Here is a 10,538-nt window from a genome sequence, read left to right on the forward strand (position 1 = left end):
TCATACCTGGAAATCCGCTCATGGCTGACATCAAGACGTTCTACCTCCCCGACCTCGGCGAAGGCCTGCCCGACGCGACCGTGGTCGAGTGGCACGTGAAGGTGGGCGACACCATCAAGCTGGACGCCCCGCTGTGCTCGATGGAAACCGCCAAGGCGGTCGTCGACGTGCCCTCGCCGTACACCGGCAAGGTCGTCAAGCTGCATGGCGCCCCCGGCGACATCATCGAGACCGGTGCCGCGCTGGCCGAGTTCGAACCCGACCCGAACGCGAAGCAGCGCGCCGAGTCGCAGGACACCGGCCACCAGCATGGCCCGAAGAAGAGTGTCGGCAGCCCGGCCGCGGATGACAGCAGCAAGGTCGTCGTCTCCGACGAGGGTGGCGAAGTCGAGACCGGCGGCAAGGATCGCGAGGACGAAGGCACCGTGGTTGGCGCCATGGTCAGTGGCAACACCGTCCACGTCGAACAGGCCGCCAGCATCGGCGGCGTCAAGGCCGTGCCGGCCGTGCGTGCGCTGGCGAAGAAGCTCAAGGTCGACCTCACCCGCGTGCGCCCCAGCGGTGCGGACGGCGTGGTCACCATGAAGGACGTCAAGGACGCCGCCGCGAATGGCTCGGCCGCGCTCGGCACCGCCCCCGCCCGCGCGGTGCCCGCCTCGGCCGGCCGTCACCTGGCGCCCGAGCTGCCGCAGCCGGAGCCGCAGCGCGGCCCGGTCTCGCTGGCCGGCAAGCCGGTGCGCACCGCGCCGCCGTCACAGGCCGCCAGCGGCCAGCCGGAACAGCTCAAGGGCGTACGCCGCAACATGGCCCGCGTGATGGCCGACGCCCACGCCCAGGTCGTGCCGACCACGCTCGTGGATGACGCCGACCTGCACGCCTGGATCGGCAAGCAGGACATCACCGCGCGCCTGATCCGCGCCATCGTGTTCGCCTGCAAGACGGTGCCGGCATTGAACGCCTGGTTCGACGGCAAGAACCTCACCCGCACGCTGCACCCGCAGGTCGACATCGGCATCGCGGTCGACACCGACGACGGCCTGTTCGTGCCGGCCTTGCGCAACGCCGACATGCTCGACGGCGCCGGCATCCGCACCGCGATCAAGCGCCTGCGCAGCCAGGTCGAGGACCGCAGCATCCCGGCCTCGGAGTTGTCCGGCTACACCATCAGCCTCAGCAACTTCGGCATGTTCGCCGGCCGCTACGCCACGCCCGTGGTGGTGCCGCCCACGGTCGCCATCGTCGGCGCCGGCAAGCTCAGCCACGACGTGGTCGCGGTGATCGGCGGCATCGAAGTGCACCGCCGCATGCCGCTGTCGCTGACCTTCGACCACCGCGCCGCCACCGGCGGCGAAGCCGCGCGCTTCCTCAAGGCGATGCTGGACGATCTGTCCCTGCCGAACTGAGCAGGCGGATCATCGTCAAGCAAACAGGGCGCCCTCGGGCGCCCTGTTTGTTCGTGCCAGGGACAGGCATTCCCCCGGCTCCAGGCCTGGCGATGGAAGCGCGGGCCGCCGCCCCGGCGTGCCGGCTCGCGTCAACCGACAGTCCAGCCTTCCTCGTTGGTGATGCGAATGATGGCTTCGAGCGCGGGCAGCATGTGGCAGGGCAGGATGTCGCGCCCCTTGCACATGATGCTGGTGGTCATCATGCCCATCGGAGGTTTTGCCGCCTTGTGCACATCGCACATCGCGCAAAACCGATTGATGGCAATGGCCTTGGAGGAGCGGTCCGTGGGAGCCGGCGGCGCGTCATATTCATCCGGCAGGCCCAGCATGTGGCCATACTCGTGGGCGAAGATATTCATCCACATGTCGTCATCGAAGCGGGTTTCGAAGGTCAGGTCGCACTCCAGTTCGATGAATCCGGCACTGGGCAAGCCCAGATCATTGACTGCCAATGGATCGACGCTGACCGGGTTGCGCACGCCGAATGCGATCAACTGATCGCGTACGGCGCGCATCTGCTTGACCACCTTTCCAGCCGACGCGCCCATGCCGGTGTTGTAGCGCGCCTTCACGATCAGCGGCACCAGTGGACGCGAGGGTGTCCCGGTCTTGATGCGCAGGCTCAGGTTGGCCAGCGCAACCTTCAGCTGCGGTGTCAGGGTGCCGTACGGATCCAGCACGACGGCATTCAGGCCCAGCGGCAGGAACAGCGCGCTGATCCGGCAGCGCTCGTCGCGTGATACGTTGCCGGCCTCGGTCAACTTGACGTTGATCAGGCCAGTCGATTCGCTGTGGACCATGGCGCTCGATTGCGCGGCAATGTTGCCGGTGTCGATCTGGCTCAGGCCCACATAGGAATCACAGCGCGCCAGCCCTCCCGGGCCGTAAGCCGACGAGTAGCGCGGTACATTCATGATGACGGTCGCCTCGCTCCTGGTCGTCACGAAATGCACGTTGAACAGGACCGAGACACGTGGCGTGGTATTCTTCTTGCGATTGACAAGAAAGAACTTCCCGTCCCAGTGCTCCCTGACTGCCGCCTTGGCCCCCGCCTCAAACCTCATGGTGTCCTGCCGGTTCCAGGACACACCCTCGACGGGGCGATTTTCGTAGTTCGGAAAGACCTTGACCGTGATGGTCATGTAACCCGTTCCATCCACATAGGTGACGTCGAAGGCGCCACGCCCTGTCATCGGAACAAACGACTTGATATCTGCCATGACACACATCCTCCCCTTGGCTATCCAGCACTGCACTCTTCCCGTGGGCACATCCCGGAACATCCACGCCATTCCCGCCGACTGACGAAGCAATCGCGCCGCCATTGATCACGCGGGCAGCCAGTGTGTTCCACCTTGAACTTGCCGACCGCTCCCACCCCATCGACGAATCACCTGCCGGCGCGGCGTTCGCGCTCAGTAGTCGCGCACGTCCAGCAGCATGAAGCAGCGGGCGCTGTAGTCGCCGCCGCGGGGCCAGGCCACTTCGTTGAGGGCCAGCGTTCCGGCCGTCCACAGTTCGTTGTCGAGCAGGGCTTCGCAGCGCGAGTCGCCGTCTTCGGCGTGGCTGTGCACCAGCCGCAACCAGTGCAGTTCGGGAGTCAGCGCTTCGCGTTTCAGAGCAGCCTCGATCGATGCCAGTGCGTCGAGCGGCATGTCGGCGACGTCCGCACCACGCACGCTGAACGGGCCGATGAAGACGTCCCAGCTGCGCAAGCCGATCTCCCACGCGGTGATCTGCATGCGGCGGTCGTCGGTGACGTACCAGCAGGCGGCCAGCAGCAGGTGGAACACGTTCTGCTCGAAGGTCTTCAGCGCATCGCGACAGCCCGCTTCGCCGCCGCCGAGGCCGGCGAAGCTTTCCTCGATGCGCCGTTCCTCGCCCAGCACCACGTCGACATCGAGCCGGCCCGGTTCACCCGCCGCGCCCTCGTGCCAGTCGGCGCGAATCGCGGGGAAGTCGCCGTCGGTGACCAGCCAGCCGTCTTCGTCGGCCTCGAGTTCGACGTCGTGCCGCTCGAACAGGCGGAGCAGGTATTTCTGCAGTGCTGCACTATCCATCATCGTTCCCGCACGTCGGTGTTGTCGGTCGAAGGCAATTCGCGCCAGGTCAGGTACACGCGCAGGTCGAACTCCAGCTGGTGGTAGTCCGGCAGCATGTAGGTGCACAGCTGGTAGAACGCCTTGTTGTGGTCCAGCTCCTTCAGGTGCGCCAGTTCGTGCACCACGATCATCTGCAGGAATTCCGGCGCGGCGGCCTTGAACAGGCTGGCCACGCGGATCTCCTTCTTCGCCTTCAGCCTGCCGCCCTGCACGCGCGAGATCGCGGTGTGCAGGCCCAGCGCATTGCGCAGCACGTCGAGCCTGGCGTCGTACAGCACCTTGTCGATGCCCGGCGCGTTCTTCAGGTGCTGCTGCTTCAGCGCGGCCACGTACGCATACAGCGCCTTGTCGCTCTGCACCTCGTGGCGATCGGGATAACGCCTGGCCAGGTGCTCGCCCAGGCGCTCCTGCGCGATCAGTTCACGCACCTTGTCCTGCAAGGTGACGGGATAAGCCTGGAGGTACTTGAGCGGTGCCATGCCGCGTATTCTCGCACTGCGCCGCACCGCGCGCCGTACAGCGGAGATGACTCATGCATCACAGCCGACTCAGCACCCTCGTCATCGACTGCCAGGTCGACGACCTCGCCACCGCCACCGCGTTCTGGAGCGAAGCCCTGGGCAAGCCGGTCGCCAGCCCCGACCAGGACGGCGACGGCAGGTACGCGGAACTGCGCACGGCCGCGGACGAGCCGATCATCCTGCTGCAGAAGGTGGAGCAAGCCAGCCGCGTGCACCTGGACATCGAAACCGACGACCTCGATGCCGAAGTGGCCCGGCTGGAACGCCTCGGCGCCCGCCGCATCGCCTTCGTGCGCGAGCGCTGGTGGGTGATGGAGGCGCCCGGCGGCCATCGTTTCTGCGTGGTGCAGCCGCAGCGCGAGGCGTTCGGGCCGTACCTCAACCGCTGGGAATGAGCGGCTGCTACATGTCGAAGCGGTAGCTCAGCTTGACCAGCAGTTGCTCGTCGTCGCGCAAGGCGAAGCTGTTGCCGAACGCGTCGGCGGTGTTGCGGGCGTAGCCGTCCAGCGCGTAGCCGCCGCGGCCATAGACCACGTACAGGTAGGACAGCGGGGCCAGCTCGTAGCGGTAACGGATCTGCAGGCCGAGGTTGCGCACGCTGAAATCGTCGACCGGCTCGTCGCTGACCACCGCGCGGCCGTTGGCGCCGACGCGATAGCCGCCGCGCAGGCGTGCATCCAGGCCGATCGCCTGCAGCTTCACGCGCAGCTCCTGGCGCGGGTCGATGGCCCAGTCGAAACCGGCATCGAGCTGCAGCGTGTGCTCGTCGAAGCGGCCGATCAGGTTGTCGTGCTGCCACACCAGCCAGTCCGGCAGATGCTCGTAGTAGGGGCCCGCGTAGACGCTGAACGCATCGCTGATGAAATAGGTGGGAATGAACTTGATGTCGTAGCCGAACTGGCGGTTGCCGCCGAGGCCGCCACTGACCACCTCCGCGTCCAGCTTGAACGCCCAGTCGCCGTGGCGTGGGCTGATCCGCTCATAGGCCAGGTCGATGCTGGGCGGCAGGAACAGCGCGCCATGGCCCCGCGTCAGCAGGTCGTCCCAGCCTGCGCTGTTGGCGTTGAGCTGCACCACTTCGGTGGCTCCGTTGCGCAGGTTGCTGTTGCGGCTGACGCGGAACTGGCGACGCAGGCGCAGGCCGTGATCGTTGTCCAGTGCGTCGATGCGGTAGCGCCATTCCTTGGAGCTGTAGGCCGAGTCGGCCGGCAACGCGGTGTAGCGCTTGCGCACTTCCCAATGGGCGTAGTTGAAGTTGTTGCGGTCGAGGTAGCCGAAATCGTTGATCTGCAACTGGTCGCCGAAGTGCATGCCCAGCCACTGCTGGCGCCAGCCGCCGCCCATCTCGTAGTCGGCAATGATGGTGCCGCCGCTGTCGCGGGTATGCGTGCCCGACTGCAGGATGTCGCTGCCGACCACGTTGGTGGCGATGGTCAGTTGCGGCGTCGGCCGCCAGTGGTGATCGACACCCAGCACGGTGGCCTCGCGATCCAGCCACGGCCGGTCGACCCGGGTCAGCAGCATGCCCAGGCTCTGGTCGCCAAAATCGTGGGTCAGCCGCGCGGCGCCGAAGAAGCGCCCCGCCTCGCCGTCCTCGTCGGCGGCCAGCACGCCGTAGCTGGTGGAGCCGAAACTGCCGTTGAGCTTGACCGCCGCATTGATGTCGGCGGCGCCATGGCCGTCATCCGACGGACCGCCCACGCGGCGCGTATAGACCAGCTGGCTGTTGTCGTCGAGCAGGCTGAAGTCGAAGATGCCCTGGTTCTCGGTGAAGAACGGACGCTTGTCGCTGACATAGGTTTCGGTGGCACCGAAGTTGACCACCAGGTCGTCGCTCTCGACCTGGCCGAAATCCGGATTGAGCGCCGCGGTGAGCTGGAACTGGCCGTTCGGCTTCCACAGGATGTCGGCGCCTTCCTGGAAGTGGCTGCGGCCGCGCACGTTGTCATACAGCCCTGACAGGTAAGGCGTGACGGCGAACAGCGACTGGCTGTAGTGCGGCACCTCGATCTGCCTGAACTCGGACAGGAAGCGCGGCAGCGTGAAACTGGCCACCGGCCAGCCGTCGCGTTCGCCGGTCGAGCCGGTCACCCGGTCCAGATAGATTCCCAGCTTGCGCTGGCCGTCCGTCGCCGCATGCATGGGCGCGGTGTACCAGGGGATCAGGATCTCGACACTCCAGCCGGCAGTATCCTCGCTCACCGCGTGCTTCCAGTTGCCATCCCAGTCCTTATTGAACTGGGTTTCGTTGGTGATCACCGCGTCGTTGATGCCGTCGGTGGAACTGACCACGAAGTCGTAACCGGTGCGGCCGTCACCGTTGAAGTCGACCATCACGTTGACCCGATCCACCTGGTCCTCGAAGTCGCGCTGCACGCGCTGATGCGTGCGCGGCACGCCAGCCGGCTGGTCGCAGCGGAAGGCCACCGCCAGGCCCTTCGGCGTGGCCAGTATCCAGGCCTCGGTGTGCAGTGAACCGGGCTTGCCGCTGAGCGGCTGCACCTGGCGGAAATCGGTGATGTGCCGCGCACCTTTCCATTCGTCCGGCTGGATATGTCCATCGATATCGACGGCCAGTGCCGGCGCGGAAACTGCGGCCAGCGAAAACAACAACAGGCATGCCACGCGCATGTGGGAACTTCCATGAGGTCTGGCGCAGGATCGCGCCTGGGCGAACGAGGCACTCGTCACCCGGGGATAGATGCACAGCTTGCCGTCAGCGTTTAAACGGGTCGACGGCCATTGGTCATTGCATGACTTGTGGCAGGTCGTCCGCGGCGGATCAGTGCCGGCGTCCCCATAGCGCATGCCGCAACAGCATCGCCAGCAACAGCACGACGGTGAACGCAGCGTAGCCATACAGCGCCGGCAGCACCTGCTGCCAGATCGCGCCGCTGGCGCGGCCGAAGCCGTCGACCGTGGGCAGCTCCACCCGATCGAAGCCGATCACCGCGCACTGCGCCGCGGCGATCAGCGCCAGCACGACGGCGGCGACGTCGAAGAACCGTCGTGCTGCCACGCGCGGCAGACTCTTCGGATAAGCCCAGTAGCCCCAGCACAGAATCAGCAGCCAGGGGGTCAACAGCAGGATGGCGAGGTAACGCATGGTTCGGTCTCCGTGGGCCTGGATTGCCGCGCCTCAGTCCTGCGCGGCGAGCTGATCCAGCGCCTCGCGCAACGAGGCCAGCGCTTCGTCACGTGCCTGCTCGTCGCGGCAATCCGGTGTGCTGGCCACCGTCGCGCCGTCCAGCTCCAGGTCCACGCCCAGCGACCGGACCTGCAGCACGGCAGCACCGGCACCGAGCGACCTGATCTGCTTCTGCAGCGCACCGGCCGCCTTCGGATCGGCAAACGATTTCGACAGCAGCAGCTCCTCGCCTTCCGCGGAAAACAGACGGAAGCGGAAGCCGCCATCGGCATCGCGGAAACTGGCGAAGCGGGGCATTTTCCCCTGCTTCGGCGTGGCCTTCGATCCGATGGCCGGCGCAGGCGCGGTGGTCATGGCACGCAGACCAAGCACCTCGCGCAGTGCAGCCAGTTTCGGCGTGGCGATCGCCCGCGCCTTCTGCGCGCCCTGTTGCAGGATCGTCTCGATCGCGGCCGGGTCGGCCATCAGCGCCTCGTAGCGTTCGCGCATCGGCGCCACCTCGGCTTCGATGCGCTCGTACAGCAGCTGCTTTGCCTCGCCCCAGCCGATGCCGTCGAGCAGGGACTGGCGGAACGCGGCGGTTTCGGTCTCGCTGCCAAAGGCGCGGAAGATGGTGAACAGCGCGCAGTCATCCGGGTCCTTCGGCTCGCCGGGCAGGCGCGAGTCGGTGACGATGCGCATGATCGCCTCGCGCAGCGGCTTGCTGCCGCCAGCAAAGAGCGGGATCGTGTTGTCGTAGCTCTTCGACATCTTGCGGCCATCCAGGCCCGGCAAGGTCGCCACCTGTTCCTCGATCAGCGCCTCGGGCAGCACGAAGAACTCGTGCCCGTGCAGGTGATTGAAACGCTGGCCCAGATCGCGCGCCATCTCGATGTGCTGGATCTGGTCGCGGCCCACCGGCACCTGGTTCGCGTCGAACGCCAGGATGTCCGCCGCCATCAGCACCGGATACATGTACAGGCCCGCGGTGACACCCGCGTCGACGTCCTCGCCCGCGGCCGTGTTCTTGTCCACCGCGGCCTTGTAGGCATGCGCGCGATTGAGCATGCCCTTGGAGGCGATGCAGGTGAGGAACCAGGTCAGCTCGGGGATTTCCGGAATGTCCGACTGGCGATAGAAGGTGACCCGCGCCGGGTCGAGCCCCGCCGCCAGCCATGTCGCGGCGATCTCCAGTCGCGAACGCTCGATCCGCCCCGCATCGTCGCTCTTGATCAGCGCGTGGTAGTCGGCCATGAAGTAGAACGCATCCACATCATCGCGCCGGCTGGCCGCCACCGCCGGGCGGATCGCCCCCACGTAATTGCCGAGATGCGGCGTGCCGCTGGTGGTGATGCCGGTAAGGACTCGGGTATTCATGCTGCGTCGCGCAAGTAAAACGCCAGTCTACGACATCCGGCCGCGCTGATTGAACCACCGGCCGTTGCTGATTGGTGACGAATTGTGGGAAGCGGGGCTGGGCAAATCACTCCCACTGGTCTTGACGCCAAGAAAAGCGGAAGCGGTTTCACCTCCCCATTATCCACAACTAAATTTAGCTCCATCCCTAGACTTCGGCCCGGGAGCAAACGACGGCACAGGCTCTGTCGCCGCTCAACCCAAGCCACCAACGGCAGCCGAAAATTGCACTGGCACGAATTGAAATTAAAAATCGAATTTTATCTTTAAACCAAGAAATTTAAATATCCATCCTATGAAGATCGCGATGAAAACTCCGACCGCCATAATCTTAAACACCATGATTGCATAAAATATTAAAGGCGTTTCATTCTTGACGACAACGGCCGCAGCCCCACCACGGCTTGTTGCAACTGCTCGACCAACCTCATATTGCTCAACGGTGCTCAATATCATGGCGTAGGAAATCAAACCAAAGGCTATAGCCATGAATAGCTCAGCGACTTTTCGGACAATGAATTTCAGCTCACCGTCTCGAACTAATTTGTTCACTATCGCGAGCACGCCTGAAAGTACGAAAAATGCAACTCCCAAGAGCCCCGCAGATGTCGTATGCAAAGCAACCCCCAAATATCAATAACAAAAACACGCGCCGACACGAACACCCACCTGGATATCATTCCATTGGGAAGGCTACTCGGAGAAAGCGGCACTTTCTTTCCCTCCACTTTTCGTCTTCACCCACCCTGCGGAGGACGCATCGGCGTCAATCGTTCGATCACCGTCACGCCTTCCGCGCTGGCCACCGCGAACCGGCCTCGGGCATGATCCAGCGCGATGGGTGGCGGCAGGTACTCGTGCCTGGTGAGGGCACTGCCCTGGCGCCCCGAGTCGATCTGTTCCCAGGCGGCCAGCGTGGAGCCGTCCAGCAGGGACAACACCTTGGGATGCACGCAGAACGCCACCGTGGACCGGGCGTCCAGCGGCATCAAGGTACCGGTGGGCGCCACGGTTTCGACGCTGGCGGTCAATGCCCGCCGCACCGGATCGAGGATAGCCAGTGCATCCGATTCGATAGCGGCTTCCGTACTGTCGTCCCATCCCGGACCAAGGACGACCAACAGCCGGCCGTCGGGCAGAAAGTCCGCAGCGACGGTCTCCCTGTCGTAGGGGTTGAAACCTTCGAAGTCGATGGGCTTGTCGAGCGTGGGGGCATCCTGCAAGGCGGCTTCAAGGTCGAAGACAGCCAACGTATCCAGCGGATGCCAGACCCACCCTGCGCTGGCCAGCCAGCGCCCGTCCGGACTGACGCGCAAGCGGGAATGGAAGAAATCTCCGGGGTCCCGTGCGCTGGTGCCGCCCAGGCGCTCGCCCGTCTCGATGTCTTCCAGCTCGAGCTGGCAATACGCCTGCGGACAATGTGCCAACACCGTGCGACCCGTGCGGCTGCGGAAGATGGCTATCGGGTACTCGTAGTCATCGGCGTGATAGAAATCCCGCTGGATCTGCCGCAGGATTTCGCCCTTGTGCAGGACGAGGCCGGTGGTGCCGAGCCTTTCGTAGATGACCGCGTAGTCGCCGCATGGCGACGCAATGGCGGCATCGAAGCGATAGGCGTAACTGACATGCGACGCCTCGATCGAGCCGTCGAGCCGGATGACGGTGCCACCCGCCACCCAGTCGACCAAGGTGTCGCCGACCCAACACAGCGAACGGATGTCGGGCACGGCGATCTTGCAAGTACGAAATTCCATGTTCTGCATGCGTGCTCCGCATCGAGGCCGGTTGCCGGATCGCTCATCTGTTCCGTAGCATTCTGCCAGCCATGACACGCCGGCACCGAACCTCCTCTATGGCCTCCATAGCACTTCCCCCATTGGCATGCGCCGCAAGGCGTCTCACCGCACATGGGAGGTTGTCATGTCGG

At 64.9% G+C, this 10,538-nt stretch carries 10 protein-coding genes; 2 read left to right on the forward strand and 8 right to left on the reverse strand.

Going from position 1 to position 10,538, the window contains the following annotated elements:
• Positions 1-20 precede the first annotated feature (20 nt).
• A complete protein-coding gene (locus tag I6J77_RS15090; protein ID WP_056766669.1) occupies positions 21-1,403 on the forward strand; it encodes a dihydrolipoamide acetyltransferase family protein in 1,383 nt (460 codons plus the stop codon).
• Between the two features lie 131 nt (positions 1,404-1,534).
• Here the strand turns inward: I6J77_RS15090 and I6J77_RS15095 are convergent, their stop codons facing one another.
• From I6J77_RS15095 to I6J77_RS15105, 3 genes are all read right to left on the reverse strand, one after another.
• Positions 1,535-2,665, reverse strand: coding sequence for an immune inhibitor A domain-containing protein (locus tag I6J77_RS15095; protein WP_204109641.1), 1,131 nt, complete (start codon positions 2,663-2,665; stop codon positions 1,535-1,537).
• Between the two features lie 195 nt (positions 2,666-2,860).
• Positions 2,861-3,505 carry a DUF6348 family protein gene (locus tag I6J77_RS15100; RefSeq protein ID WP_204109642.1) on the reverse strand — a complete coding sequence of 215 codons (645 nt, stop codon included), beginning with the start codon at positions 3,503-3,505 and terminating at the stop codon, positions 2,861-2,863.
• On the reverse strand, positions 3,505-4,026 hold the full coding sequence (locus I6J77_RS15105) for a M48 family metallopeptidase (protein ID WP_204109643.1): 522 nt from the start codon (positions 4,024-4,026) through the stop codon (positions 3,505-3,507). The genes I6J77_RS15100 and I6J77_RS15105 overlap by 1 nt, the downstream gene beginning before the upstream one ends.
• 53 nt (positions 4,027-4,079) lie before the next feature.
• Here I6J77_RS15105 and I6J77_RS15110 point away from each other — a divergent pair, with 53 nt between their 5' ends.
• On the forward strand, positions 4,080-4,463 hold the full coding sequence (locus tag I6J77_RS15110; RefSeq protein WP_204109644.1) for a VOC family protein: 384 nt from the start codon (positions 4,080-4,082) through the stop codon (positions 4,461-4,463).
• A gap of 7 nt (positions 4,464-4,470) precedes the next feature.
• On the opposite strand, the gene I6J77_RS15115 is transcribed toward I6J77_RS15110, so the two are convergent.
• The 5 genes from I6J77_RS15115 to I6J77_RS15135 form a co-directional block, all read right to left on the reverse strand.
• Entirely contained in the window at positions 4,471-6,699 is a 2,229-nt protein-coding gene (locus tag I6J77_RS15115; RefSeq protein WP_204109645.1) for a DUF5916 domain-containing protein, read from the reverse strand.
• 151 nt (positions 6,700-6,850) lie between these two features.
• Positions 6,851-7,174 (reverse strand): hypothetical protein, encoded by a 324-nt coding sequence (locus tag I6J77_RS15120; protein WP_204109646.1) that lies wholly within the window; start codon positions 7,172-7,174, stop codon positions 6,851-6,853.
• A gap of 33 nt (positions 7,175-7,207) precedes the next feature.
• Positions 7,208-8,572 (reverse strand): tryptophan--tRNA ligase, encoded by a 1,365-nt coding sequence (locus tag I6J77_RS15125; RefSeq protein ID WP_204109647.1) that lies wholly within the window; start codon positions 8,570-8,572, stop codon positions 7,208-7,210.
• A 285-nt stretch (positions 8,573-8,857) separates the two neighbouring features.
• A complete protein-coding gene (locus I6J77_RS15130; RefSeq protein WP_204109648.1) occupies positions 8,858-9,100 on the reverse strand; it encodes a hypothetical protein in 243 nt (80 codons plus the stop codon).
• A gap of 248 nt (positions 9,101-9,348) precedes the next feature.
• Complete coding sequence (locus tag I6J77_RS15135) at positions 9,349-10,374, reverse strand: hypothetical protein (RefSeq protein ID WP_204109649.1); 1,026 nt, start codon at positions 10,372-10,374, stop codon at positions 9,349-9,351.
• Positions 10,375-10,538: the final 164 nt, after the last annotated feature.

The organism is Rhodanobacter sp. FDAARGOS 1247, assembly GCF_016889805.1.
GTDB lineage: Bacteria > Pseudomonadota > Gammaproteobacteria > Xanthomonadales > Rhodanobacteraceae > Rhodanobacter.